The organism is Blastochloris tepida (assembly GCF_003966715.1).
Classification (GTDB): domain Bacteria; phylum Pseudomonadota; class Alphaproteobacteria; order Rhizobiales; family Xanthobacteraceae; genus Blastochloris; species Blastochloris tepida.
This window is the reverse complement of sequence record NZ_AP018907.1, coordinates 903,080-928,680: the sequence shown is the minus strand read 5'-3', so window position 1 is coordinate 928,680 and position 25,601 is coordinate 903,080. Positions and strand designations below refer to the sequence as shown.

Here is a 25,601-nt window from a genome sequence, read left to right as displayed (position 1 = left end):
CGAAAACCGGATGTCTGCCGTCAGCGCTTCGCCCCCGCTTCGATGGCGTCGAGCATGTGGAGCGCGCTCGCGAGCGGCTTTGCTACCGTCCAGCTACACCACCTGGTGGGACACGACCCGATCAGTCCAACGATATGAGCCGCACAGCCTCCTCCAGGCGCAGGCGCGTCGAACTCCTCAACCTGCCGAGCCCGAGGTGCCGCGCCATCATCAGCACGACGGCTTCGTCGTCGTGGCCTTCATCCGCGAACCGTTTCGCGAGCGACGCCAGCTCGACGAGCGGTACGTCGGAGTGGTCGCGCTGGCCCGAGGGCGAGGCGCGGAACGGCACCGGCTGCGATGGGTCGGCACCGGGCTGCCAACAGACGATGCGCTCGCCCTCGGCAGTTCGCCGAACGTCTGCCGGAACCGCACCGATCACAACCTCGCGGATCCGGCTTGCGGCCCGCGCGAAGCCGTGATGGGACGCGATGCGCTGCACCAGAACGTCCTCGAAGATCGGTCCCTCGGTCGCGATGATGTGGGCAACCATGCGCCGAAGCTCGGCGCGGTATTGGGGCTCGTAGAAGCGCCCACCATCCGGCGTGAAGCCGGCCGCCTGCAAATCGGTGATCCTGTAGACGGCTTCGGTCGCCTCGATCGGCGGCGCGGACGATGCTGCAGGCATCTGCGCAGCCTCGGCATACATGCGCCGCGGCTCCACGTCTTGCGACAAAGGCCATGGGTCCGGCTGGTCTGCAGCAGACGTCGGCGCAGGAGTGCCCGTGACGTCGTCATCATAGGCCGGTTCTTCGGCAAACCGACCAGGCAGCGGGCCTCCGTTCTCTGCAACCAAGTCCTCTGAAAGGAGGTCGGTGTCGGTCCGTTCGCCCGGCTCGGACTCGGCAACATTTGCAGGCTCGGGCGGCGCTGCGCGTGCGGCCCGCGCAGCGTCCAGATCGGCGAGCAGCATGTCGTGCAGCCTGTCCGCCGCCCACTCAGGATCGAACCACCAGTCCGTGCTCCAGACCCTGCGGATGCGCCAGCCGAGGCCGGTGAGCACGTGCTCGCGCAGCCGGTCGCGGTCGCGCGCCGTTGCCGAGCGGTGATAGGTCGCGCCGTCGCATTCGACACCGGCGAGATAGCGGCCCGGCGCGTCCGGATCGACCACGCCGAGATCGACGCGGAAGCCGGAGACGCCGATCTGGGCATGGACCGTCCAGCCCCGCGCCTCCAGCGCGGCCTTCACCGCCTCCTCGAAGGGGGAATCGGGCGCATGCCCGGCGACCGAGAAGGCTTCGGCGAGCGCGCGCGAGCCGCGCTCGGCAAACTCCAGGAAATGCTTGAATTCGGCCACGCCGCGCGCGTTGGTGCGCGACAGGTCGATGTCCTCGGGCCGCAGCGTGGCGAACACCGCCATCTCTTTGCGGGCGCGGGTGATGGCGACGTTGAGGCGGCGATGACCGCCCGACTTGTTCAGCGAGGAGATGGTGGCGACCCCGCGCCCGCTCTCGCTCGGCGCCACGGCCACCGAGAACAGCACGACGTCGCGCTCGTCGCCCTGCACGTTTTCGAGGTTCTTCACGAACACCGGCTCGTGCCAGCGCGCCGGATCGAAGAACACCTCAAGGTCGGGGCGGGCGCGGCGTTCCTGGTCGAGCAGGTTCTCGATCAGCCGCTGCTGCTCGGCGTTGAAGGTGACGACGCCGAGCGAGGAGCGCAGCGACGCGAACTCGGGCTCGGACAGACGCCGCACGATGTCGGCGACGACGGCGCGCGCCTCGGTCCGGTTCACCCGGCCGGCGCCACGCTCGTAGACGCCGCCGGGCACATGGACGTAGCGCACCGCCCGGTCCTCGGTGACCGGCGAGGGGAAGGTGACGAGCCGGCCCGTGTAATAGTGGTGGTTCGAGAACGCGATCAGGCTCTCGTGGCGGCTGCGATAGTGCCAGTCGAGCCGACGCTGCGGGATGTTCGACGCCAGGCACTCGTCGAGGATGCTCTCCTGGTCGTCGATGTCGGCGGCATCGTCGATCTCGTCGACGCCACGCTCGCCGACGCTGGTCGGCGGCAGCTGCTCGGGATCGCCGACGATAACCACTTGGCGGCCGCGAGCGATGGCGCCGATGGCGTCCCACACCGGGATCTGCGAGGCCTCGTCGAAGATCACCACGTCGAACGGCACGCTGTCCGGCGGCAGGTACTGGGCGATCGACAGCGGGCTCATCATCACGCACGGCGTGAGCTTGGTGAGCACGGTCGGGATCCGGGCGAACAGCTGGCGGAGCGGCTGGTGCCGCGCCTTTTTGGCCAGCTCGCGCGCCAGCGTGCCCCATTCCGGATCCGCGCCGAACGCCGTCGGCGTCGGAATGTTGCCGCTGAGGCGCGCCCGCACCACGCGCTTGGCGAGCTCGGCGACCCGTTCGTCGGCCGCGCGGAAGCGCGCGATGGCGTCCTCGTGGCGCACCGCGGAAAACGTCCGCAGCACCGGATCCTCGCCGATGATGCGCTCAGCTCCCCAGCGGGCATAGGCGACCTCGAAGGCCGCGCCCGCTTCGTCGGGCTCTATCTTGCTGCTGCCGATCGCGTCCACCAATGGGCCGAGGCCGATGGCCCGCGCGCGCGCTGCCGTCGCATTCCAGCGGCACCAGTCCGGCGCGCGGTTGATGTTCGCCAGCCAGCGCTCGACGATGGCGACGCTGCGTGCCAGCCACGACGGCTCGTCGACGACGAACCCGGCCGGCGAGCTTCCATCGGCCAACGCGATCAGCCGCTCGTGGGCCGGACGGAACGCGTTCCACGCAGCCTCCAGCGCCGCGTGGGCGACGCAGGCGCCGCTCCCCGGCGCAAGCAGGGCCGCGTATTCGGTCACCAGCGAAAGGAGATGCCCCTCGATCCGTTCGGCCTCGATGCCGAGCACGGGAGCGAGCGCAGCCGAGAGCCGGCGCGCCTCGTCGGCCCAGGCGATCGCCGGCGCCAGCGCATCGACCTCGGTGTCCAGCCCGTTGGTCGCGATGTCGAGCGCGGCGAGCGTCCCGCACGTCGACTCCGCCTCGGCGGCGAGATCGCGCAGGTCCAGCAGGATCGCGAGATCGCTCCCGAGGTTCGCGCCGAGCGGCCCGGTCGCGAACGGCTGCAGCTTCTGGCGAACCTGCTTCTGGCGGCCGCTGCGCACCAGGAAGTTCGCGTTGGTGGCCTCGATCCATTCGCCGAGGAGGGCACGCAGATCCTCCCGGAAGACGCTCGCCCGGAACGGCGCACTCAGCCCCTCGCGCAGCGGCCGCGCCCGCTTCCGAAGCGCACCGAGCGCGTCGATGGCGTCCCGCAACGCGTCGGCCTGGGGCGACAGGAAGCCTGCACCGACCTGCGCCTGCGGATCGCTCAGCAGCCGGCCCAGTGCGCACAGGAGCGCGATCGCCGCCGGCGTCTCGACCGAAGGAACGCCGATCGAAGCCGCGAACGCAGCCGCCCGGCCGTCGAGGGCGCGCGCCATTGACAGGTAGGCGTCCGCGGCCTGCTGCACGGCCGCCCGCCACGCCGGCGACCACTCCGCCGTCGTGATCCCGACCAGGGGATGCTCGGTCGGTGAACCGATCACGACGAGATCGGTCCGGATCTCGTGGACGAGCGTGCGCAACTCTTCGAGATACGCGGGCGTGTGCTCCGCCGGCCAGTCGAACACCACCGAGCCGTAGGCGCCACGGGCCGCGACGACGCGTCCGAACATCTCGTGCGCCGTCGTGCCATTGGCGCGGCGCCGATGCAGCGCGGCGACCAAGGCATTGAGCTCGTCGCGCAATTGCGCGAGCCGCCCCGCGGCCGCGTGCCAGTCCTCGGCCGTGGGCGCCGCGCGCTCGTGCCAGGCTGTCCTGAGCTGGCCCAGCACGGCCGACTTCTGGGCCTTGGTCGAGTGGACCTCAAGGCAATATTCGCCGAGCCCGATGTCGCGCAGCCGGCGCTGCACCACCTCCAGCGCCGCCGTCTTCTGCGACACGAACAGCACCGTCTTCCCGTGCGCCAGGCATTGGGAGATCATGTTGGCGATGGTCTGGCTCTTGCCGGTGCCGGGCGGACCGAACAGCACGAAGTCCCGGCCCGCGGCAGCCGCGAGCACGGCCGAAAGCTGGGAGGAATCAGCCGACAGCGGCGCGAACAGATCGGCCGGGTGATGGTCGCGGTCGATGCTCGCGGGCTCGGGGAAGGTGGCGCCCGCGCCGTAGCTGTGCTTGGGCGTGTCGATCAGATGGGCGACCACCGGGTTCCGCTTGAGCAGGTCCATGCGGTCCACCAGATCCTTCCACATCAGGAATTTGCTGAAGGAAAAGGTGGAGAGAACGACGTCGGGCGTGACCTCCCAGCCCTTCATGTCCCTGATCTGCGCCCGCACGATCTGCCAGATGCGGGCGACGTCGAGCCCGGCGTCGTCGCTCGGCAGCTCGCGCTCCAGTTCCGGCATGGCGAGCCGGAAGTCCTGCCGCAACATCTCGATGAGCGTCGGGTTGAAGCGCGGCTCATCCTCGTGGAGGCCGAGACGGAAACCGCTGCGCACGCTCGACCGCTGCAGCGAGACCGGCAGCAGGATGAGCGGCGCCCGGCACGGCCGCGCCCGCTCGGCCGGGGTCCAGGAGAGGAAGCCGAGGGCAAGAAACAGCACGTTGGCGCCGCCCTCCTCGAACGCCGTGCGTGACATGCGGAACAGCTCGGTCAGGCGGCTGTCGAGCTCGTCGTCGGCCAGCGTGGTGTGGAGTTCCTCGCGCTCCAGCGCGTCCAGGATCGCGCGCTTGCGCACGTCTTCGTGCTGGCGGGCAAGCAGCAGCGTGGCATCGCGCGGATCGTCGGCGCCGAGCACGTCCGAGCGCGGCCGCAGCCGGAAGCGCTTGCCGGAGGAGAGGAGATCTTCGAGACGGGCGGGCTCGGGGCATTCGATGACGACGCTGGTCTTGCCGTCCTTGTAGTTCAGCATCTTGTTGCGCAGCGACAGGTCGAGCAGCTTGCGCTTCCAGCGCTCCAGCCGGTCGACCGGCCCGCTGTCATCGTCGCGGACCACCACCTCCTCGGCGAACGCCGGGGCCTCGTCGAGGCCGATCTCGGCCGGGGGACCGTCATCCACCGGCGTCACGGTTGCCCGGCGGTCGGCCAGCTCCAGCGGCCGGATGTTGCGGGCGCGGGCGCGCCGGACGTCGAGGGCAAGTTCGAGCGGCGCGATCGCTCCCTCATCGAGCAGTTTCGCCGCGTGCTCCACTGCCTGCTGAAACCGCGCCGGCGGCTGGTGGGTCAGGAACGTCGTCTCGATGAAGATGACGTCCTCCAGGTCGCGGCGCTTGCGCAGGACTTGCGCATCGTCGACCACACCCGAGCTGAAGCCGTCATCCTTGAGCCATACGCCGACGAAGGCGTGGTCCCTGGTCAGCACGACAAGCGGATTGAGGCTCGCCTGCTCCAGGCAGGCTGCGAGCAGCAGGGTGCTGTCGAGGCAGGTCGCGACCTTTCGCTCGAGAATATCGCTCGGGCTGCGCACCTTTTGCCCGGTCCGTTCGAAGCTCGCCGGCGGCATCACATAGGCGAGGCCGCGCGCCGCGACCGCCACCCAGATCGCGCTCGCCAGCTCCCAGACGCGCTGGCGGGTTCCCCCGGCATAGCCGTCGATCGCCGCAGGCTTGCCGGCGGCGGCGAGCTTGGCGGCGGCGTCGCGCAGCAGCGCGTCGATGGCGGGGTCGTTCGGCTGCACGAAGGCCGCCAGCAGCTCGGGCGCCGCGCCGCTGCCGCCCCAGTGCGAGGGCGGCAGGAGGTCGACCGCCACCGTGTCCTGGGCGACCACCGTCTCGCCGGCCAGCACCGTGATGGCGAGGCTGCCGCGCAGCCCCTCGGCGATGCTGCGCAGGAAGCCGGCATCAAGAACAAGGTCGGGCGTCGGCAGGTGATGGGTGGCGCCGGCGGCAATCCGGTCGATTCGGAGAGTGAGAGGTGCGAGGAAGCCGGGCTCGCCGGTGAGGGTCACGCGCACATCGATGAGGTCCGCTTCGCCCGCATTGGCGATGACCAGCTCCCGGACGATCGGAACGGCATTCTGGTGGAACGCGACGCCGATTTGACCGGCAACTGCGCTGCGGATCGTGACGCTCGCTTCGCTCATCCGGCAGGACTCCCTCTTCCTCGCGGATAGATAGCAGGGGCCTGTCGGATTGTCGCGGGACGTGCGGCGGCGAGATCAAGTGCGTCCGGAGCACGCCAGCGTGTCCGGCTCGTAGTGGCGGAGACGGGGCCTCTCGGCGCTCGGCGGCGGCGAAGTAAGTGGAAGCGAAAACCGTTTCAATCGTCGAATTTGAAACGGTGAAACTTCGCTAAGCGCTTGATTTTGCTGGCGCTCCCTAGGGGAGGGAGTTATACCATTGATAATCAAAGAAAAATCAGCCTCAGGTGGGCCGGTTGTGTAGCACTTAAGCGGTGTGGGTTCAAGCAACCCGCCTCAGCTCGCTGCTCACCCACCCTCGGGATGTTCGCATTCCGTTCCTTCTCACTGAACCGTGGCAGAATGGTTTGGCTTGAGCGGGAGAGAGCCCATGTCCCGGATCACATACTTCGCCGTCCTGCCCTTCACCCGGAACGATGACGGCAATCTGATTGCCCTGGACGGCGCCGAGGCTCCGAGCGCCACCGCCGCACGAGCGCGGGCCTCGTGGATCGCCCGGACCCACGGCGGCGCCGTCGCGTTCAGCCGGACAGGCGACCCGGCCATCGGCGAGTTCGACGACGCTGAAATCCTCGCGAAGGTCGGAGACGTGCCGGCGGACCTCGCCGAGTTCACTGGCGGCTGACGCGAGTTTCACCTATGCTCGACCCAACACGGTGATGCCGGGAGCCAGGAAGAAGTCACCCGACATCTCGACAAGGAAGGCCGACAATCGAGAAGCAGCAGAGGCGTTTGCAGCGGAGTTTGGCGGACAGCGGGTCGACATTGAGGGCAGTTGGCCGACGCGAAGCCGGACGTAAAAGCAAACCGCCGGTCGACCTCTGCCTATTGGGCAAGCCCTCGCCTACTGACCGTGCGAGTGGTTGCCCTCGGCCAATACGCAGGGATGTATTGATAGACGCCGACCTCACCCAAGCTCAAGCTGCCTGCAGACCAAATTCGTCACACCAAGCAATTAGATCTGTTATATTTCGCTATTTTAATTTTTGGGTCCAGTGCAACACAGTCCTGAAGTTTTCCTGACTATACCATTCGCTATTCCTATGAACAGCATCCATGATGCCCTTGAATAAGTCTATCGATGCAGCCAGGGCTGCTTGGTCGCCGCTCGCCTCAGCGCGCGCTCTTATGTCAAAATATATCCCAACGACTATGCCAACCGCTATGTCGCGCGATCGCCATCCGGCCTCCTGACCTTGCTGACGAAATCGCTGTGCGGAAGGGTAGGTCTGCCCCATCTCGGAGAGCGAAGGCATCCGCCAGCCTGCCCCGAAGCCATTGGGTGAAACTCGTGAGATTAATTTTCGGACCTCATTTTCCGTCCCGATGTTCTGAAAGAAGCCCATGTCACCCCCCCTCTCGCCCGCAGGCTCATAATTTAGCGAAGATCTTGAACGCAGTGTTTCGCCGGATTTATTCTTATTAGACTCACAACAAGCGTTGAAGAGGTAGCGGCGAGAGCCGCAGGACGAACGCTTTTAGATTACGAAAAATATACCTGATCATTCCTTCATTATCCCAGTAGCTCGGAAGGCTGGAAGTTTAGCCCAAGAACTCCTGCGCACTTTCAGAGGTCAAGAAACCGATTTGAGCGCAGTCCTCCGGCGCCAGCGCACACAACTTTCGGGCGACAACACAGAGGAAGACCTGCCATCAAATCAATCTTTGGAGAACAGGACCTAAAGTAAGCTCTTGCACTAACAAGACGCAGCTTATCGATGCCGCGCCTTACGTATTGCGTTATCTTTGCACATTATTCCTGCATTTACACATAATATAAGCGTTTTCTATTTCTGCAATTGGATCAGATGCCATGATTTCGTCGGTTGCGATGCATTTGATCGCATCAACCTGAGCTAGTCTGAAGCCCATCATTCTGTCAAGCGCGCCCTCCAATTCATTCACGACTTCGACGTCAACGCAGTTTTCCGCTCGCAATTCACGGATTTTACAGGAAATCGCCCCAGCAACCTCGAAGGCCGCCCTCAACGCTTCTTGATTACCTTGCTCGATGCCTTGACGAGCAAAACGAGCCAATGTTAGCAGGGCGGCACTCAAAGCGAAATGGAGAGGATCTTTCACATCTGGCGTGGCTTTGCTTTCTTCAGCCGCCATGGACACGAGCTTAGAGCCAGAAGGCGTAAGCTTGAGTCCCATTCTTTGCATGTAATAGGCCACATCAGAAATGTATTTCTGACATCTCTCCTTCTCGCTGTGCGGATACAGCTCACTCCTGAACGCTTTCAAAACATCAGTGTAAAAACTGAGAACATTTATTTTTAGTTTAATTGCAGCATCTCCGGGTAGTTTATGCGCTTCAACATAGAGACTCAACAACGCAGCTGCGCTTGCGGAGATCGGCTCCGACTCGTAAGCTCTTTTAGCCTCCGTCATTAAACTCTCGTGTGTATATTTGATTTTTTCCTTCGCCCAGCCACCAATTGGACCGGCATCAGCGACGTATCTATCAAACAAAATTGCAAATGCGAATGAAAATCTAAGCTTATTCTCATCCGGCCAATTGTTGTAGCGGTATAAGATGTCAAAGGCTTCGCGAAGCGCAACTTCTCCCCTTGCCTCTGCCCAGGCCGCTTTGATTTTAGAAAACACACCGCCCTCCATGCAGTGACGCCTGTTACCACTGCGAAGCTCGACCAAATGCGAAATAATTATTTTAGCACCCGCTCGTTTGCCCGCCCCGCCCCGCCAAGCGTTCGCAGCCAGCGGTAGCGTTTCGTTACGTTATCCGTCGCAAGCTCAAATTTGGCAAGTGACTGCGGTTAAGTCCTAACAAGGGAGCGGGGGCGGCCTCGGATCCGACACCCAGCTTCCTCACACACACGTTCGCGAGCGAGGCCCACGCTCTTGTTGCAGTTTCGTACTTTTCAGCGCCGCCTTGAGCGCCTCGATAGGCCAATTGACGGCCCGAGCCTTCATCCGGTTGTCTGGCACCGTCCCTCGTCATCAATGCGGCTCCCAGCATCATGGAGGCAACTAAGTCGAGGAGATCGGGATCGTCGCGGAAGACGTAAACATCATCGCTACGGCACTGCCATTGATGATCGTCCGGCATGCCGCGCGGTTGGCGGCTTTCGGGATCAGGCCGAGAACCTGGGATTCCCGACAATTCGATCGATTTTTCAAACCGAGCGCTAAGCGAGGGCATGCAACCTTCAGTCCTGGCTGCAACAACCATGGCGACGGTGATGGCGGACTTCGGGCATGCTTGGACACCGCGTCGCAGATGGCAGCGAGGAACACGCCCGCGCGTGTGGCTCAGCCTGCGATCAGTGCGAGACGCCGCCATCTGGGCGCTGATCGCCGCCGCTCTGATGGTGCTGTACGAGTTCAATGGCTTCATCAGCGTGTCGAGGGTTTGGGCACTGATCTTGCCACCAGGGCCGGACACGCTCGCCGCCTCGTTCTCGTATTGCGCGGGAGGCGCTCGGCGCAATTGCGTGGTGGATGGCGATACTTTCTGGTTCCGGGGCGAAAAAATCAGGGTCGCCGACATCGACGCGCCAGAACTCAGCCCACCGCGTTGCCCCCACGAAGCTCAGCTCGGCGAAGCCGCCAAACACCGCCTGCTGCGGCTGTTGAACGACGGCCCCTTTTCGCTGACCGTCGGCTTCCGCGATGAGGACCAGTACGGCCGCAAGCTGCGGACGATCTACCGCAATGGAAAGTCGCTTGGCGATGTCCTGGTCAGCGAGGGGCTTGCCCGGCCGTGGACCGGATCGCGGCGGAGCTGGTGCTGATAATCGCGGCTGCCACCTTGTCCTCACGCCATCCCGTGATCCGGACAGGGAGACGAAGGAGGCGGCCATCGGCGATGCCGTCCGTTCAGCCCGCAGCGCACCGGGTGGTGCAGACGGTGGCCGCGAGGCGGAGGCCGAGGGTGGGGTGATCATCCTCGACCATGATCGCCACCCCCAAACGGCGGCGCCCTCTGGCCGCTCCGCCGGTCCAACTCCACCAACCAGAGCTGAGTCGGCGGCCGTGCCAGAGAAGCCACCGCGAGCGTGGTGTTGGCGGGGCGGACAAGGAAGAAGGCGAGCTTCGGTGCGCCATCCGGGCAACCTGCCGGTTCCGGCGTTGACGCGGACGGTGGCCCCGAAGGCGGTGCCGGGGTCGTCATCCTCCTCCCCGACATCATCCTCATGGTCGGCGCCCTTCTGGGCAGCACCGCCGGCTCCGACATCAGGACTAGGCCAGAACCGGCGGATCGCCAGAGAATGCGCCCCCAAGGTGGAAGGGATCATGAAGAGGAGGACGCGCCTAGATGACGCACTTCGGCCAACTAATGCTCCTCCCCAAATGTCTCTAGTAAAGGAGGGGCATTAATTGCGGACCAGTCGTCGTCCCTCGACTTGCCATCCGGCCTCGACGCATGCCCGATCCCGCGCCTCCTGCCAGCACTTGTTGCTGAGGTCGACCTGCAACTCGGCCGTGATGACCTTCTTCAGCGCCACGAGGGTCACGCTGTCGGTGCCCTCGGGCAGGGCCGACAGGTAGGCGACGATGGCCCGCTTCACCGCCTCCGTCTTCATCCCTTCCTGTCCGGTCTCCGTCTCCCAGTCCTCGATGCGGAGGCCCGGCATCACGGAAGCCACGAGGTCGAGGGGCTCGCGGTCGTAGAGGATGACGTGGGCGGTGGTGGGCGCGGCCTTGCCATTGAGCGTGGTCCGGCATGCCGCGCGGTTGACCGCCTGCAGCACCGAGTGGGCGATCTCGGAGTGCTGCGCCTCCCTGATCTCCGTTCCCGTCACCGCCGCCGTCAGGTCGTCCCGCTGGCCGACGAGAGCGGCCCCGAGGTCGAGGTCGCTGCGGTACAGGGCGCCGACGAGGAAGACGTGTCGGCACCGGACCCACTCGCTGGTGGCGGTCTCGCGGCCGAAGGTGGCCCACGAGAACCGCGGCAAGCCGTCCGGCAGCACGGCGTCCACGTCGATGCCCGCCGCCTTGAGGTCGGCCTTCAGCGTGGCGCCGATGTCCGGCTGTCGCTTGTGCGGCTTGTGGGTGAAGACGAGCACCGCCTCGTCCGCGGGGATGGACTTCACGGCCTTGACGATCTCCCGCGAGACCGTGCGCTGGTCCCGCGGCTTGGCGAACTCCCTCTCCATCGCGTCACGGCCACCAGCCCGCTTCCACCAGCGGATTGTGACGTCGGCGTAGGTCTTGATGGTGCGGCCGGGGAACCAGTCGTCCGCCTTGATGGTCCTGTCGGCATCCACCAGCGCCCGGATTGGCGTGGAGGCGTCGAGGATCACGACGTTGTCGAGGTCGGTCGGCACCGCGAGGTCGTAGCGGATGACGCCACCGTGGCCCTGGCGAACACCAAGCAGGCGCAGCGGTTCGCTCGCCATGTCGAGAAAGGCGCGGATCGGCTCGACGGTCACGACGTTCGGCAGCGCGGCCTTGAACGCCGTCCGGTCGTCCTCGTGCATCGGCGGCATGTGGATGGTCCGCGGCTTCGGCTTCGCCGACTTGGCCAGCCGGTGTTGCTCGGCCTCGATGATCGCGACAGCCCGCTCCAGATAGGCGCGGAGCCGGGCGCGGTCCTCGTTCTCGGTGCCCATGAGCGCGTCCCGCTTGAGCAGCCAGTCGACCGCCGGCAGCAGGCTGGCAAGCTCGACGCTCTGCGCCGCCGACACGATCAGCGACTCGTCCCACACCACCACCGAGCGCCGCTTGCCGCGGAACCGGGTGACGCTGGCGTCAAACCCGCCGCCCTTCACGCGGGCGTGGGTGACGAGGAGGATGCGGCGCTGGTCGTTGTCCTCGGTCGGCCAGCGGAGGTCCGCAGGGTCGGTCCTGTCATAGCCCAGCGAGTGGACGAGGCCGACCTCGTCGTCGGGGACGCCGATCTCCTGGAGCTGGCGGCGAATAGCGACGAGTTCATCGACCTTGCTGGCGCAGATCAGCACCGAGTACGGCAACCCGGAGCGGACCAGCGTGGCGCACCAGCACACCAGCGCCAAAGTCTTGCCGGTGCCGCACGGCATGGCGACCGCGTATCGCCCACGCTGCTCGCCATTGGCCTGGAGCGTGAAGCGGCTGATGAGCCGGGCGACGGCTTCCTCGTGCTCCGCTGAGAGCTTCGACCCGAAGGCCGTGAGCCGCTGCTTGGTCAGCGTGATGGCCGGCGTGGTGAGGGTATCGAGGTCGACGAAGATGCCGCGCGAGGTGACGGCTGGCGCTGACGTGGGCTCGAACTCCGGCACGGTGAAGGTGGTGCCGAGCAGGTTGGATTTGATCTGCGACAGATCGGACGGGCGTGCTGTGACGAGCACGGGTGAGGTCTCCTTGTCCTTGGGAACGAAAAGGCCCCACCCGGCGACATGCCGAACGAGGCCATGATGATGGTGGTCGAGGTGGAAGGCACCGGGCTCAGCCCAAGCACCGCGCCAAGGTGACGGCAGCGCCGAGGATGAGCAGCTCGGCCAGCGCCGGGTGCAGCGCGAATGCCGGGATCATCGGGTGCCGCTCGCCTTGCGGGCTTCATCGGCGGCGACCTGCAGCGCGTGCCGCAGGCAGCCCGAGCGGTCGATGAACGGCTTCGTCACCCGCAGGTGCTCGTAGAGCGTCATCAGGTTGGCCATGTCGGTTTCGTTGGCCCGCAGCGTCAGGCGGTCGCCCTCGTGCGGAGGCCGGCGCCGAGGGGCCGACCTCGTCATCGTCGCCGTCGAGCGGGCGGGCTGGGCATGTGCCCGAAAGGGCAGTCCGGTGGTGTCCATGGGAATCTCCGTGGTCTGAGCGCAGGCGGCCGTGGCGCCGCCGCTGCGCGAAGGGTTCGGGAATGGTGGTGGTGAGGGCCGGCGTGGCGGTGGTGGTCGCGGTGGACCCGAAGCGTCACGTCAGCCGAACAAAGCAGAACAGGGGGTGGCAGGTGTGCGCGGCTTCAGGAAAAGCCGAGCGGGGATGCCTGGGCACCCGCGTTCCGTCTTCGTTCAATAGAGCGTATGAATTGTCAGCCGAAGAACAGGACAGTTCGACACACTCGACCAGCTAACGAACGCAGCGGGTTTGCCGGAAAACGAGGCCAGAGCGACAGGCCTGGGCCGAATACTGAGAGGTTCGACCTCTTCCTCACAGCCCCCAGGTCGCCAGCGCCGCCTCGGCTGCGGCCGGGTCGTCCTTGATGCGGTAGATCGCCTGCCGGCTGAGGCCGGTGGCCTGGGCGATGGCAGCGATGCCGACCGACTGGCCGAGCATGTCCTGCACCGCCGCCATCTGGACGCGGTTGTAGCTGGGCTTTCGGCCGCGATAGCCTTCGCCCTTGGCCTTGGCGTGCTCGATGCCGGCCCGCTGCGCTTCCCTGGTGGCCTCGGCCTGAGCCTGGGCAGTCGCCGCCATGAAGGCGATCAACGCGTCCCTGACGGCCTGCTGCATCGGGTCCTTGGTGGCGCCGTCGAAGATCAGGCCGTTGATGACGGTGCGCACCACGACACCCCGACGCATGAACTCGCGGATGGTGTCGCAGACGTCGGCGTAGTTGCGCCCCAGGCGGTCGACCCAGCGGACCACCAACGTGTCGCCGGCTCGCAGGAGGTCGAACAGCCGCCGCCCTTCCGGCCGCTCCACCAGCCGGGTCGAGATGCCCGAGGTGGCGTGATCGGCGACGACGTGGTCGAGGTGGAAGCCGGCGGCCTCGGCCTGGGTGCGCTGGTGGTCGAGGGTCTGATCGGCGGTGGAGACGCGGGCATAGAGGATGGTGGCCATGGTCGGTTTGGGCGTCCGTTGAGGCAACGTCCGCAGGGTCGACTGTCCGTAGGCCAAAGTCAACCCTTACGGACGCGGAAACGCCAGTATGAGCGACCGTCCGCGAGGGTATACCCCAACGGACACAGCCTCCTCCTCAGCGCCCACCTCGAACGTGCCACCGTCCCATAAGAGGCCCTCTCTTTACGGACAGGTGGCACCTTCTGGTGGCCCAGCCCTCGACCTCCCTGACCAAGGTTACCAGCCCCGCGGATCTGATTGACCCACTCCCTGACAGTGGGGTTCGCGGGGTCAGCGGCGTGCTGTTGGCAAACCTCAATCCGATTGAGGTTCAAGGTGTCCGTCTGGTCCGAGGAGGACGCGTATAGCGCGGCCACCCGAGGCCCCGCCCTCGACCTCGCCACAAACACGTCAGCCCACCAGCCGGCCGCCAGCCGGGGGCACGGGGGGAAGCCGCCGGCCGCGGAACTACGAGGGGGTACCTTCGAATTTCTCCGGAGAATTTCCTTTGCGCACTGAGGTACCGCGAGGTTTGCACGCCGTGGAAAGCAGGAGGTGTGTCACGCGTGGCACACGAGGTGTCCACGCCGTGGACACCAGGGCGGGAAATGTCGGGCGTGCCTAAATTTCCGGTCCTCCAGAACTTTGGCGTCTAGCACGCTAGACTCCGGACAGGCTGGCGTCTTGGAGCCGCTCCAAATCGCTCGCATGCGAGCGATTTCGAGAGTCGCGAAGACGAGGATGCTTGCAGCCGCTGCAAACATCAGACCTCGCCAAATCCGCAGCGCGTTGCGCTATTGAGCACCTCCGGTGGTCTACCCACAACCATGGTTGCCAGTACGCCGACCTCGCCAAATCCGTCGTCGACGACGCTTCTCGCTACCGCGATAGCGGGCAGACAATCAGTCCCGCGGGAATGGTGGGGCGGGCGCTGCTGATCGGCCGGCGGCTGCATCCGAGCAACCAGGGCTTCGGCCAGTGGTGCCGGGAGAATAGCTTCGGGGACATGGCTCGCTCCCATAGGGCTGATGCCATGTGGCTGGCCGAGAACTGGGACGCCGTATGGGCCGTTGTAACCGCCGATTACAACGCCGTGGCGCACCCCACCCACGTTCGCCAAGCCTACCGCGAGGCCACCAAGGTTGCCGCCGAAGGTGAGGCAAAGCCGGTTCCCTTCACCAAGGAGGACGCCGACTACGCGATGAAGCTACACCGGCTGGCCGAGGACAAGTGCAACGCGAACGAGAGCGGCGTCGCCCGTGCCAAGCTGGAGAAGCTGGGGGAAGACCACGGGATGACCTGCGAGGATCAAGCGGCCTGGACGTAGTAGGCGGACAGGTCCAGCCCCGGATAGCGCACCTTGTCCATCTCCCGTGCAAGCCGCGTGATGGAGAAGCCGCGCCCATAATCGTCGCCGACCGTTTTCCCGGTGGCGTGGCCGGTGAAGGCGTAGGCGATTTCCCGCGGCACGTCGCAGTCCCGGCAGCGGTCGAGGAAGGTGTGACGGAACGAGTGGAACACAAGGCGCGGATCGCTGAGGCCGAGTTCATCGAGCTTTCGCCCGAACCACCTGCCCCAACTGTCGCCGCGGATGCCTTCGCTGTTCGGCGTCAACAACGGGAACAGCCAACCGTCCAGCTCCTTCCTTCGTCTCGCAGCCACATATTCGAGGAAGCCGCAGGCGATCAGTTCGCGGTGAACCGGGACTTTGCGCACGCTGCCGTCCGTCTTCAGGCTTTGATCGTCCTCAAGGTTGGTGAGGTTCAGAAACCAGCGACCGGAGACGTCATCAAGCATGACGTCGCGCACCTTCAATTGCGCGAGTTCTTCGCGCCGCGCTCCGTTGAACAACGCCAGGAGCGGAAGCCACCGCGCCGTGATGCCGCGTCCTCCGCCCTTGGGCTTGTCGCCACCGATGATCTCGGGGTCAGAAAACACCTTCCGCAATTCCGCCATCTCGAATGGGCGTCGCTTGCCCTCCGCCTTACTGGCCCCCTTGATCCGCAAGCCTTTGAACGGATTCGACCAACCCGCTGCATCGGCTTCAAGGTCATGATCGTCAGCGGCTTCACTCAAGATCGCGGACAAGAGCGCCATAGCCTTGTTGACAGTCGCAACATTCGGCTTCGGCATCTTCTCAATCGCCGGCTCAGCAAGCAGCTTCGGAAGAGGAAGCTGCCGCAGATAGCCGGGAAGCCGCGTCGGCAGCTTCAGAAGCGCATCGCGGAATTCACGCGCGTGCTTGCGGGTGATCTGACGAACGAAGAGGTCACCATGCAGCTCGATGAACCTGCGGACAGCATGATCGGCTTCCCGGATCGTGTTGGATGCGGGCTTCTCCTTGCCAGGATTGGCGTTCTCGCCAGACCACGCCTTGAAGGCCTCCGTCAGCCTGGGGCCGTCGCTGGCGTCGGCACGATTGGCGGGCTTTGTGGAGGGCGTGGCCGGCGTCCGCACGACCTCGCCGTTGTGGCGCCGGGTGGCGTCCTGGAATGCCAGCACCTCGGCCTCCAGGAGACGCAATGCGGCGTCGCGAAGGTCTTCGCTGCCGTCCTGAAGCTCGACGCTCAACAGTTCGGCCGCCGCCCGCTTGGCCCGCTCGATGATCTGAGCCGGTGGCCGGCGTGTCGCCAGTTCCCGCTTCATGTCGGCGAATCGTTCGGCCTGGACGGCGCCGAGGAAGTCGTAGTCCGCGGTGGTGAGGCCCGGTTCCTCAAGAGCGCTGCCGATCTGAACACCTGCCCCTTCCTCTCCCATCAGCCCGAACCCCTCCCGCCGGAGGTGTTCATCGACGGAGAGGATTTCAGCCCGGCGGTGATCGGCGAGGAATTGGAGGTCACCTTCCGAAAGCTCACGCCTCGGCCCGGTGGCCAGGGTCCGCTTCGCCTCCGCGAACAGCGCCTCCGTCTCGGCGATCAGCTTGGCGACTTGGGCCTTGCGCCTGGGCTCCGGCACTCGGGCAATGCCGCGCACCAGTTCACGCTTGAAGCAGCCGGTCTTGGCGGAGACGAGGTCGCGGAGGTTCGCCGGCCACCATGACGGAACCGGCTTGCCGGCCATCTCGACCGGAAGCCTCCGACGAAACTCAGGTGTGCCACGACGCCGCTGAATGTGGGTCATCTGACGGGACAAAGGCGAGCCTCGTGTAGCAGATGCGTGTAGCACCTGGAGGCTTCAACCCTTTGATAATCCGGCTTCTTCCGACAGGTCAAGGGGTTAGTCGGAAATGGCGCTCCCTAGGGGACTCGAACCCCTGTTTTCGCCGTGAGAGGGCGACAAATTGGACGTTCCTAGACATACAGATACAACATTAGACGATTGAAAAACAACGATTATTTCTTTGTTTGTCCACTGGTGTCTGGCCTCGTTTCGTGGGATAGATAGCAACGAAATCGACAACGAAAACTGAGGCCGCTATGCCGCGCCGTCGCAGCGCTCTTTCCAGCCGCACCGCCCGCCTCGCCCTCCCCCGCTCCGACGCCCCGGAATGGGAGGTCATCGGGCCGGGCATCCGGCTTGGCTACCGCAGGGGGCGCGGCACCCGCGGCCATGGCGGATCGTGGCTCGCGGCCACGCGCCGGCCGAGCGGGACGCGGGTGCAGACGCGGCTCGGGCTCGCCGACGACGTCACCACGGCCGATGGCGAGGCGGTACTCGACCACGAACAGGCGAAGGAGAAGGCCAGGGTTTGGGCCAAGGCAGTCATTGCCGGGCCAAAGACCGACCCGGGCGCCGGCCTGACCGTCGACGCCATCCTCGATCGCTACTTCGCCGCCCGCGAGGCCGAGGGCATGAAGTCGGTGGCCGACGCACGGGCGCGAGCCGGCGCGCACATCCGGCCGGCGTTGGGCTCGATCCTCGCCGCCGATCTGACAGCCGAGGGGCTGCGGCAGTGGCGCGATGGCCTCGTGAAGGCGCCGAAGCGGGTGCGGACGCGGCGCTTCGCCACGAAGCAGGCCACGCGGGCGGTCGACCTCAAAGACCCCGAGGTGCTGCGCCAACGGCGCGACACGGCCAACCGGACGCTGACGGTGCTGAAGGCCGCGCTCAATTGGGCGCGCACCGGCCAGCTCGTGCATGATGATTCAGCGTGGCGCCTCGTGAAGCCGTTCCGCGGCACCACCGCGGCCAGGGTGCGGTTCCTGGACACGGCCGAGCAAGGCCGCTTGCTGGCGGCCGCCGAGGGCCGGTTGCGCGACTTGATCGCGGCGGCGCTGGTGACCGGCGCCCGGTTCGGCGAATTGGCTCGGCTGAAGGTCCGCGATTTCGACGCGGCCAACGGCTCGGTGTTCGTCGCGGAGAGCAAGAGCGGCAAGCCGCGGCACATCCCGTTGCCGGCCGGCGGCGCCCGGCTGTTCGCCGACCTCACCAAGGACAAGAGCCCGGATGCCTTCCTGCTGACGCAGGCCACCGGCGAGCCGTGGAAGCCGGCCAGCTATCAGCGGGGGTTCAGGGACGCGCTGGAGAAGGCGGGGCTCGACAGCATCACCCTGCACGAGCTCCGGCACACCTACGCCAGCACGATGGTGCGCGGTGGCGCGCCGCTGATGGTGGTCGCGCACGCCCTCGGCCATGCCGACACCCGGATGGTGGAGAAGCATTACGCCCACCTCGCACCGTCCTATGTGGCCGAGACGATCCGGCGGTTTGCGCCGGATGTGGCCCTCGGCCCCGCGGCCTAGACGGCAACAGCCGCCGCGGGGCGCCACGTCCTGCAGGTTCCGTCCAGAAGGGTTCTCGCGCCGTCTTGACGGCTCTCGCGAGATGGTTTCGCCTCGGCTGAGGCGTCGCAAAGGACGCCAGGGAGGAATCAATGCTCCGCTTCGGAATTGCCGTCCTGACGGCCACCCTGCTCGCTGGCCCGGCGCTCGCCGACAGCTGCAAGGCCACCGCCGACGCCAAGAAGCTCCACGGTGCCGCCCTGACAAGCTTCATGAAGAAGTGCGAGACCGACGCCAAGACGGCCTGCGATGCCCAGGCGGCCGACAAGAAGCTGCACGGCGCGGCGCAAACCAGCTTCACCACCAAATGCGTGAGGGATGCGGTGGGGCAGTAGGCGCCAGCCCCCCCCGGAACTGATCCGCAAGGTTCGTCGGCCACGGAGCCGGGGAAGCGCACCAGTTCAGACGGCGTGCCGCCGGTCGACGTTGGTTTCGTGATCGCAGCGGAAATTACGGAGGCGGCAACTCAGGAAGAGGATAGACGGTCTCAGACTGGCGAAGTTCCTCGTAGACCCTAGCCGCGCGCTCAAGCCGCCCCCCGGCAGCTTTGCTCGGTTTGCGCCGACGTGTTTCGTGCCACGGGTTACCGCCGGCAGTTCCGCCGATGCCCTCTCCAACAAAGAGATATGCTGCTGTAGCAGCAAGCTCCAACTCAACAGCATTAACCCGCTTTGCTTTCTGTACAAATGCAGATCTCACAGGGTCTCGTGGAGCAACATTTTTCCCTAAAGTATAGATCGAGTAACGACCGCCCCAGTCAGCTATGCGCTCATCCTCCAGAACCGTACCGAGCGCTGCAGCAATCTCCATTGCTTGTGCAAGATCCTCACTATACGGCCCATAATGCCGATATTCGAAAGAGAACTGGCTTTCGAACCCGGCAAGCTTCAAAAGGAAGGCAATCTTCTGGAGGCGCGTACGCCCAACGAGCTCGCCATCTGCATCCTGGACGATGCGAACCGCGGCCAAATGCTGTTCACGCGTGGCCATGGCCGGTCTCCTGGATTTTTGTTCTCATTACGTTCTCTATCACAGATTCGGCATCCGTGTCGTCTCGAAACACATATGCCCGGCAGAGGTCAAAGGGTTCCGCGTGCGCGATAATTGGGGAAAACTCCCCCATGTCTCTAGGTGGAGAATCTCCAACACGAATTAAGATCTGATTAAGGGGCGTCTTAGAATCTTGAAACCGCTTGTACGGGTTTCGAGCATATTGATCAACAAGAAACCGAGCCGGCTTGTCGTCACAGGCTTCTTCTTTTTTATCTCTAAGCCTAGCAGCATCAATATTCTTCAATTCCTTGGCGGTTTCATCGCAGACAAGTTTTACACGAGCTCTCCATTGTTCACGCTTCTCACCGTTCGCTTGCGGTAGCGACGCTTCGACGCGCACTCTCAGATCAACGCACCTTGCGAGGCGACGTTCGCGCAATGCGGACACCAACCGGCGAACCTCATCGTCGTCGGCCTCGGACAACATCGGCATAGCGCCCCAGAAAACGGTGTCGTCGAGCGCGACCGCCCTGCTCAGATTCGTCGGCTCCTCGAAAAAGCGAAAAATCGGATGCCGGTCCGGCAAACCGCTTCGGGAAATGCCATTTGCAGCGTGCAGGCGTACAAGACGCCGCATGAGCGCCTGGAAAAGCATTTCCGCACCGCGAGTAGCCTTGTGGAGGTAAACATTTGGGTAGAGATGGAACAATGCAAGGACATAGCTTTCGGCAGTTTGAATAGCTTTCGGCCCTAAAACCAGCGTTTCCACAACCCCAGCGCTGGCCTCATCAACACCAGTCGGAACCTCGGCCACCTCAAGATTTGCAAGAAGCCAAGTTGGGTCAACACCGCTGCTTTGAACGCCTGTCATCAGCCTATCACGCTGCATATAATCCAATCGGTCGGCGTCAAATTGACTCGACACGATGGAGCCATACAAATCGCTTGGCGTATCCTGGGCAATTAAATCGGCAACGTTCTCGGAAAATCCCTTACTCAACTCACGATCAAGCACACGAGATATTTCGCTGTCACGAATGATCTTCTGGCTTACTTCCTCATGCCGAGCCATAGGCCATTTAAATTCCTTCCCGAGCGCCTCGAAGGCGTGGCTGAACATTCCATGTCCAACGTCGTGGAGAAGTGCGGCAGCGAGAACATGAGGGACTCGAAGCTCTTTAAACTGTTGTTGGTGAGATCCAGCATATCTCTCAATCACCTCAACAAGCTGTCGCGCTGCATGGAACACACCAATACTGTGGGCAAAACGCGTATGCGTCGCTCCTGGAAATACAAATTCTGAAAATCCGAGTTGCTTAATTCTTCTTAACCGCTGGAATGGCGGCGTCTGAATGACTTGCCATATAGTGTTTTCAAAATGACCGGACCCAAACTCGATAAGATTATGTATTGGATCACGAATTCTTTGTGGCTTTGGCTTCGGCATTTGACTAACCGCCCCGACGGCAAATCGGCAATGTGACGATAAACGATTACGGCCGGAACATGTCACTCTGTTCAGACCCTTTCGAATCAAGAACGACGAACGATAAGGTGCCGTACCAGCCGACCAACGCCAACTCAGTTGTCCCTCGCTAACTCCAAACGCCAGCCGCCGACTCGATGAGATCGGTCTCGGCCAGAACCTGATGCTTGCGTGCGCGGTCCATTCGGTCAGCCACTCGGCCGAAGAGGCGATCCGCACCGCCGCAGCGTACCTTCGGAAGCAGGCATGATCCGCATCCTCCTGGTCCTTCTCGTTCTCGTATCCCCTGCGGCAGCTGAGCCGATCTTGGGCCGGGCGTCTGTGATCGACGGCGACACGATCGAAATCCACGGCGGGCGCATTCGCCTGTCGGGGATCGACGCGCCCGAGAGTTCGCAGCATTGCCGCAACCGATCGACCGGCGCCCCCATCCTGTGCGGCGGGCAGTCCGCCATGAAGTTGGCCGACCTGATCGGCCCGAGCGTCGTCGCCTGCACACCGGACGGCACCGATCGGTATGGCAGGACGCTTGCCCACTGTTCCGCCCGTGGCATCGATCTTGGCGACGCCATGGTGCGCAGCGGTTGGGCGCTCTCGTTCATCCGCTACAGCCACGAATACGACAGCGCGGAGGCCGAGGCGCGGGCCGCCAAGCGCGGCCTGTGGGGAACCGAGTTCGTCGAGCCTTGGGAATGGCGGCGGGCTCAGCGCTCCAGATAGCGCGTCGCCGTGTCGGCTCCGATTTCGTGGCCCTGCCGCCGAGCGATTTCCTGCGCCACCTTCGCCCAGAAATGCACCTGGAGGTCATCCGCGCTGGTCAGACGGCCAGCATCCCGGGCGAGCCGATAGGCGTGATCGCCGTGTTGGGCGATCAACTCCGCGGCCTGATCCTCCACCGCAGCGGCGTAGGCCTGCCGTCGGCGCCACCAGCCAAGAACCATTTTCCACATCCTTCAGCGCGGTCGACCCTCGGCGGGACACGCGGCCCCTTCGCTCGGGCGCCGAGGTTATTCCGAGCGGAACCATTCGGCGAACAGACGTCAGTTTGCCGCAAAATCCGGTCCCGATCGACCTAACGTAAGCATTTATTGGGGTTGCGAGAAGGCAACCGAAACGAGAGCATCGGCGCAGCGCGGGGGAGGTTGTCGATGCGTGGAGGTTGGGTGCTGGTGCTGGCGGTCGCGAGCGTTCTTGGAGCGTGTGTCCACGAACGGGTAGCCTTCCAAGCAGGGCCAGATCAGCAATCGATCACACGAGACGGCCAGCCGGCGATAGTGTCGCGAAGAAAGTCCTCGATCGTGCTCGTCCGCGCGGCAGCTCGCGAATTTGCTGCCGGCGCCCGGCCTGTGTTCGTGGTCGGCATCAACAACCTGACGAAACAGCCGCTGGAATTCCGCGTCGCGGACATCGAGGCCTACCAGCGCGCCGAGTCGTCTGAGGCTGCTCTGAAGGTGTTCACGTTCGAAGACCTCCGAACTGAGGAGCGCAACCGGCAGGTCGCAGCTGCTATCCTGACCGGGCTGGCCGCTGGGGCAAACGCGGCCGCCGCTGCAAACGCCGGCTATTATAACGCCAACACGACCGTCTATACGCCTCGCGGCGTCTATCAGGCCCACACCGTCGGTTACAGCCCAGCTGCCGCAGCGGTCGCCCAGGCGAACGCCAACATGCAGAACGAGGCCATGATCTCAGCCACCATTGAGCGTGGCCAAGCCAACATGGTGGCCCTCGAACGAGGGGTCATCAAGGACAACACGCTCCTGCCGGGCGAGTGGTACGGTGGCCAAGTCCATATTCAACCACCCGAAGGCTCTGACCAGAAGAGCTATCGGCTTGTCGTTGTCGTAGGCTCTGACCGGCATGAGATCAGCATTGCTCAGCAGCCGACGAGATAGCGGGTTCTTCAATGTCTGCGCTGCGATCGCCGCTCATCGTCGTTGCCGGTGTCCTTATCCTGGTGTCCTCGGCCGTGGCAGCGTCACGCGGCTGCGGGAGCCGCGGAGGGCCTGGATACCGAGGACCGGACGGGAAGTGTGTCGGCTGGGCCGAAATCGCCCGTGTATGCGGGAGCCCGCCTACGAGCCGATGCACACCGGAGAAATTGAGCGTCGGGGCTGACGAAGAAGCCGAACGGGGCGTAGCACGCACTCTCTTGCGGCAGCAGGGAAAGCAGTGATCAGGGTTTGCCGTCGGCGGATGCGGGATTTTCCTGATGCTGTCACCCTTATCCCCGAACCGGTGACCGCAGCCACTCGGAGAGCTTCGACCACCGCCGCCGGCCCGACACGTTGCAAACGGCGATGGTGACGGCCTTCTTCTGTCCGACCAGCACCACGAGCCGCTTGCCGCGGGTGACGCCGGTGTAGATCAGATTCCGCTGCAGCATGGTGTAGTGCTGGGTCATCACCGGGATGATCACCGCCGGGTATTCGGACCCCTGGCTCTTGTGGATGGTGGTGGCGTAGGCAGGCACCAGCGTGTCCAACTCGCCGAATTCGTAGGTGACGGCGCGGCCATCGAAGGTCGCGGTCAGCTCGCCGGTGCCGGAATCGACGGTACCGATGTAGCCGATATCGCCGTTGTAGACCTCCTTGTCGTAGTCGTTCTCGACCTGCATCACCTTGTCGCCGGGCGCGAAGGTCCAGCCGAACCGCTCGACCTTGTTCTCGCCGGCCGGGTTGAGGGCAGCCTGCAGCTCGATGTTGAGCGAGCGGGCGCCGATGCCGCCGCGGTTCATCGGGCACAGCACCTGGACGTCGCGGATCGGGTCGAGGCCGAAGCGGCGCGGGATACGCGCCTTGACCAGCTCGATGATGCGGCTGACGGCAACCTCCGGCTCCTCGGCGTGAACATAATAGAAATCGCTGTCCTCGGCGGGGCGGTCGAGCTCCGGCATCTGGCCCTGGTTGATGCGGTGGGCATTCACAACGATCCGGCTTTGCGCCGCCTGCCGGAACACCTCGGTCAGGCGCACCACCGGGATCGCGTCGGAGGTGATGATATCAGCCAGCACCTGTCCGGGCCCGACCGAGGGGAGCTGATCGACGTCGCCGACGATCAGGAGGGCGGCCCGGGTCGGCACCGCCTTGAGCAGGGCATTCATCAGCAGGATGTCGACCATCGAGGTTTCGTCGACCACCAGGAGGTCGCAGTCGAGCGGGTGGTCGGGGCCGCGCTTGAAGCCGCCGGTCTTGGGGTCGACCTCCAGCAGGCGGTGGATGGTGCGGGCCTCCAGGCCGGTGGCCTCGCTCATCCGCTTGGCAGCGCGGCCGGTCGGCGCACACAGGAGCAGCGCCACACCCTTGGCGGCAAGGATACGCAGGATCGAATTGACGATGGTGGTCTTGCCGACGCCGGGGCCGCCGGTGATCACCAGCACCTTGGAGGCCAGCGCCAGCCGCACCGCGGCCTTCTGGCTGTCCGCAAGGGTGAGCCCGGTCCGCCTTTCGATCCAGGGCAATGCCTTGTCCGCGTCGATCGCTGGCCAGGGTGGCGCGCCGGTGGCAAGGGCAAGCAGCTTGTCGGCCACCGCCCGCTCGGCACCATGGAGGCCGGCGAGGAAGATGCAGTCGACGTCGCCGACCCGGTCGGGCACCACCACGCTGTCGGCCAGTTCGAGGTCGAGCGCGGTGGCGATCAACTCGGCCGGCACTTCCAGCAGCTTCTCTGCCAGCGGCGTGAGGTCGGCCACCGGCAGGCCACAATGGCCTTCGTCCATCGCCTCGCTCAAGGCATAGGAGATGCCGGCGCGGACGCGGACCATGGCGGTTTTGTCGATGCCGAGCTTCATCGCGATGGTGTCGGCAGTCTTGAAGCCGATGCCGCGAATATCCCGCGCCAGGCGGTACGGGTTCTCGGTCATGACCTGGATGGCATCGGTGCCGTAGGTCTTGAAGATGCGCACCGCCCGCGCCGTTCCGACGCCGTGGCTGTGCAGGAACACCATGATCTCGCGCACCGCCTTCTGCTCGGCCCAGGCCGCGACGATGCGGTCGGCGCGGACGGGGCCGATTCCGTCGACCTCGCGCAAGCGGTCAGGCGTCTCCTCGATGACGTCGAACACCTTGTCGCCGAACGCACGCACCAGCTTCTTGGCGTAGACCGGGCCGATGCCCTTGATCATGCCGGAGGCGAGGTATTTCTCGATGCCATCCGCTGAGGCCGGTGGTGAGGTCTTGAGAAACCGCGCCCTGAACTGCTGGCCGTGGGTGCGATCGTTGACCCATTCGCCGGCGGCGGTGATCCACTCACCGGCCGAAATTGCCGCGGCGTGGCCGATGACGGTGATGACGTCCCGATGGCCGCGCGCCTTGATCCGCAGGACGCAGAACCCACTCTCGGCATTGTGGAAGGTGACGCGCTCGACGAGCCCGGCAAGGGCTTCTCGGGGAGGAGAATCCGGCAGCGCCTTCATGGCGGCCATTATCCCGAGCAGCGGGGAAATCGGAAGCTGCGCATCGACTCGCCACAGTTCCTAATTGCACAAGCGACATTCAACATACTAGAAGTG

At 64.7% G+C, this 25,601-nt stretch carries 18 protein-coding genes and 1 tRNA gene; 7 read left to right on the top strand and 12 right to left on the bottom strand.

What is annotated here, in order from left to right; all coding sequences use genetic code 11:
• Nucleotides 1–121: 121 nt before the first annotated feature.
• The gene (locus BLTE_RS04215) at nucleotides 122–6,112 is read right to left on the bottom strand and encodes a DUF3320 domain-containing protein (RefSeq protein WP_244600108.1); all 5,991 of its coding nucleotides are present in this window, start codon (nucleotides 6,110–6,112) and stop codon (nucleotides 122–124) included.
• 427 nt (nucleotides 6,113–6,539) lie between these two features.
• Here BLTE_RS04215 and BLTE_RS04210 point away from each other — a divergent pair, with 427 nt between their 5' ends.
• Nucleotides 6,540–6,794 carry a hypothetical protein gene (locus tag BLTE_RS04210; protein ID WP_126397905.1) on the top strand — a complete coding sequence of 85 codons (255 nt, stop codon included), beginning with the start codon at nucleotides 6,540–6,542 and terminating at the stop codon, nucleotides 6,792–6,794.
• A gap of 349 nt (nucleotides 6,795–7,143) precedes the next feature.
• Here the strand turns inward: BLTE_RS04210 and BLTE_RS04205 are convergent, their stop codons facing one another.
• Together BLTE_RS04205 and BLTE_RS04200 are read right to left on the bottom strand one after the other, a co-directional pair.
• Nucleotides 7,144–7,515 (bottom strand): hypothetical protein, encoded by a 372-nt coding sequence (locus tag BLTE_RS04205; protein WP_126397903.1) that lies wholly within the window; start codon nucleotides 7,513–7,515, stop codon nucleotides 7,144–7,146.
• A 394-nt stretch (nucleotides 7,516–7,909) separates the two neighbouring features.
• On the bottom strand, nucleotides 7,910–8,791 hold the full coding sequence (locus tag BLTE_RS04200) for a hypothetical protein (protein ID WP_126397901.1): 882 nt from the start codon (nucleotides 8,789–8,791) through the stop codon (nucleotides 7,910–7,912).
• Nucleotides 8,792–9,438: 647 nt separating this feature from the next.
• Between BLTE_RS04200 and BLTE_RS04195 the strand changes: the two genes are divergently transcribed.
• On the top strand, nucleotides 9,439–9,927 hold the full coding sequence (locus tag BLTE_RS04195) for a thermonuclease family protein (RefSeq protein WP_244600107.1): 489 nt from the start codon (nucleotides 9,439–9,441) through the stop codon (nucleotides 9,925–9,927).
• A gap of 582 nt (nucleotides 9,928–10,509) precedes the next feature.
• Here BLTE_RS04195 and BLTE_RS04190 read toward each other — a convergent pair.
• From BLTE_RS04190 to BLTE_RS04180, 3 genes are all read right to left on the bottom strand, one after another.
• Nucleotides 10,510–12,462 (bottom strand): hypothetical protein, encoded by a 1,953-nt coding sequence (locus BLTE_RS04190; RefSeq protein WP_126397897.1) that lies wholly within the window; start codon nucleotides 12,460–12,462, stop codon nucleotides 10,510–10,512.
• A 180-nt stretch (nucleotides 12,463–12,642) separates the two neighbouring features.
• Nucleotides 12,643–12,906, bottom strand: a complete 264-nt coding sequence (locus BLTE_RS04185; RefSeq protein ID WP_126397895.1) for a hypothetical protein — start codon at nucleotides 12,904–12,906, stop codon at nucleotides 12,643–12,645.
• A 352-nt stretch (nucleotides 12,907–13,258) separates the two neighbouring features.
• Complete coding sequence (locus BLTE_RS04180; protein WP_126397893.1) at nucleotides 13,259–13,891, bottom strand: recombinase family protein; 633 nt, start codon at nucleotides 13,889–13,891, stop codon at nucleotides 13,259–13,261.
• Nucleotides 13,892–14,636: 745 nt separating this feature from the next.
• Here BLTE_RS04180 and BLTE_RS04175 point away from each other — a divergent pair.
• Complete coding sequence (locus BLTE_RS04175) at nucleotides 14,637–15,218, top strand: hypothetical protein (RefSeq protein ID WP_126397891.1); 582 nt, start codon at nucleotides 14,637–14,639, stop codon at nucleotides 15,216–15,218.
• On the opposite strand, the gene BLTE_RS04170 is transcribed toward BLTE_RS04175, so the two are convergent.
• Together BLTE_RS04170 and BLTE_RS17995 are read right to left on the bottom strand one after the other, a co-directional pair.
• Complete coding sequence (locus tag BLTE_RS04170; RefSeq protein WP_160140512.1) at nucleotides 15,200–16,951, bottom strand: site-specific integrase; 1,752 nt, start codon at nucleotides 16,949–16,951, stop codon at nucleotides 15,200–15,202. The two genes, BLTE_RS04175 and BLTE_RS04170, sit on opposite strands and share 19 nt — an antisense overlap.
• 167 nt (nucleotides 16,952–17,118) lie before the next feature.
• Nucleotides 17,119–17,230, bottom strand: a tRNA-Glu gene (locus BLTE_RS17995).
• A 77-nt stretch (nucleotides 17,231–17,307) separates the two neighbouring features.
• Between BLTE_RS17995 and BLTE_RS04165 the strand changes: the two genes are divergently transcribed.
• Nucleotides 17,308–18,573 carry a tyrosine-type recombinase/integrase gene (locus BLTE_RS04165; protein ID WP_126397887.1) on the top strand — a complete coding sequence of 422 codons (1,266 nt, stop codon included), beginning with the start codon at nucleotides 17,308–17,310 and terminating at the stop codon, nucleotides 18,571–18,573.
• A gap of 131 nt (nucleotides 18,574–18,704) precedes the next feature.
• The gene (locus tag BLTE_RS04160; RefSeq protein WP_126397885.1) at nucleotides 18,705–18,947 is read left to right on the top strand and encodes a hypothetical protein; all 243 of its coding nucleotides are present in this window, start codon (nucleotides 18,705–18,707) and stop codon (nucleotides 18,945–18,947) included.
• A gap of 115 nt (nucleotides 18,948–19,062) precedes the next feature.
• Here the strand turns inward: BLTE_RS04160 and BLTE_RS04155 are convergent, their stop codons facing one another.
• Both BLTE_RS04155 and BLTE_RS04150 read right to left on the bottom strand, forming a co-directional pair.
• Nucleotides 19,063–19,602: a hypothetical protein gene (locus BLTE_RS04155; RefSeq protein ID WP_126397883.1), complete on the bottom strand. Its 540-nt coding sequence runs from the start codon at nucleotides 19,600–19,602 to the stop codon at nucleotides 19,063–19,065.
• The gene (locus BLTE_RS04150) at nucleotides 19,589–21,052 is read right to left on the bottom strand and encodes an HD domain-containing protein (protein ID WP_160140511.1); all 1,464 of its coding nucleotides are present in this window, start codon (nucleotides 21,050–21,052) and stop codon (nucleotides 19,589–19,591) included. Before BLTE_RS04150 ends, BLTE_RS04155 begins: the two co-directional genes overlap by 14 nt.
• Before the next feature lie 285 nt (nucleotides 21,053–21,337).
• Between BLTE_RS04150 and BLTE_RS04145 the strand changes: the two genes are divergently transcribed.
• The gene (locus BLTE_RS04145) at nucleotides 21,338–21,811 is read left to right on the top strand and encodes a thermonuclease family protein (RefSeq protein ID WP_126397878.1); all 474 of its coding nucleotides are present in this window, start codon (nucleotides 21,338–21,340) and stop codon (nucleotides 21,809–21,811) included.
• Here the strand turns inward: BLTE_RS04145 and BLTE_RS04140 are convergent.
• Nucleotides 21,796–22,032, bottom strand: coding sequence for a hypothetical protein (locus tag BLTE_RS04140; protein ID WP_126397876.1), 237 nt, complete (start codon nucleotides 22,030–22,032; stop codon nucleotides 21,796–21,798). The genes BLTE_RS04145 and BLTE_RS04140 overlap by 16 nt on opposite strands.
• Before the next feature lie 222 nt (nucleotides 22,033–22,254).
• Between BLTE_RS04140 and BLTE_RS04135 the strand changes: the two genes are divergently transcribed.
• The gene (locus BLTE_RS04135) at nucleotides 22,255–22,986 is read left to right on the top strand and encodes a hypothetical protein (RefSeq protein WP_126397874.1); all 732 of its coding nucleotides are present in this window, start codon (nucleotides 22,255–22,257) and stop codon (nucleotides 22,984–22,986) included.
• Nucleotides 22,987–23,315: 329 nt separating this feature from the next.
• On the opposite strand, the gene recD2 is transcribed toward BLTE_RS04135, so the two are convergent.
• Nucleotides 23,316–25,505, bottom strand: a complete 2,190-nt coding sequence (recD2, locus tag BLTE_RS04130) for an SF1B family DNA helicase RecD2 (protein ID WP_126397872.1) — start codon at nucleotides 25,503–25,505, stop codon at nucleotides 23,316–23,318.
• Nucleotides 25,506–25,601 lie beyond the last annotated feature (96 nt).

Bases quoted from the DNA above. Each gene is read 5' to 3' on its own strand.
- BLTE_RS04215 (WP_244600108.1), bottom strand. From the start codon at position 6,112: ATGAGCGAAGCGAGCGTCACGATCCGCAGCGCAGTTGCCGGTCAAATC.
- BLTE_RS04210 (WP_126397905.1), top strand. From the start codon at position 6,540: ATGTCCCGGATCACATACTTCGCCGTCCTGCCCTTCACCCGGAACGAT.
- BLTE_RS04205 (WP_126397903.1), bottom strand. From the start codon at position 7,515: ATGGGCTTCTTTCAGAACATCGGGACGGAAAATGAGGTCCGAAAATTA.
- BLTE_RS04200 (WP_126397901.1), bottom strand. From the start codon at position 8,791: ATGGAGGGCGGTGTGTTTTCTAAAATCAAAGCGGCCTGGGCAGAGGCA.
- BLTE_RS04185 (WP_126397895.1), bottom strand. From the start codon at position 12,906: ATGGACACCACCGGACTGCCCTTTCGGGCACATGCCCAGCCCGCCCGC.
- BLTE_RS04180 (WP_126397893.1), bottom strand. From the start codon at position 13,891: ATGGCCACCATCCTCTATGCCCGCGTCTCCACCGCCGATCAGACCCTC.
- BLTE_RS04170 (WP_160140512.1), bottom strand. From the start codon at position 16,951: ATGGCCGGCAAGCCGGTTCCGTCATGGTGGCCGGCGAACCTCCGCGAC.
- BLTE_RS04165 (WP_126397887.1), top strand. From the start codon at position 17,308: ATGCCGCGCCGTCGCAGCGCTCTTTCCAGCCGCACCGCCCGCCTCGCC.
- BLTE_RS04160 (WP_126397885.1), top strand. From the start codon at position 18,705: ATGCTCCGCTTCGGAATTGCCGTCCTGACGGCCACCCTGCTCGCTGGC.
- BLTE_RS04155 (WP_126397883.1), bottom strand. From the start codon at position 19,602: ATGGCCACGCGTGAACAGCATTTGGCCGCGGTTCGCATCGTCCAGGAT.
- BLTE_RS04150 (WP_160140511.1), bottom strand. From the start codon at position 21,052: ATGCCGAAGCCAAAGCCACAAAGAATTCGTGATCCAATACATAATCTT.
- BLTE_RS04145 (WP_126397878.1), top strand. From the start codon at position 21,338: ATGATCCGCATCCTCCTGGTCCTTCTCGTTCTCGTATCCCCTGCGGCA.
- BLTE_RS04140 (WP_126397876.1), bottom strand. From the start codon at position 22,032: ATGGTTCTTGGCTGGTGGCGCCGACGGCAGGCCTACGCCGCTGCGGTG.
- recD2 (WP_126397872.1), bottom strand. From the start codon at position 25,505: ATGAAGGCGCTGCCGGATTCTCCTCCCCGAGAAGCCCTTGCCGGGCTC.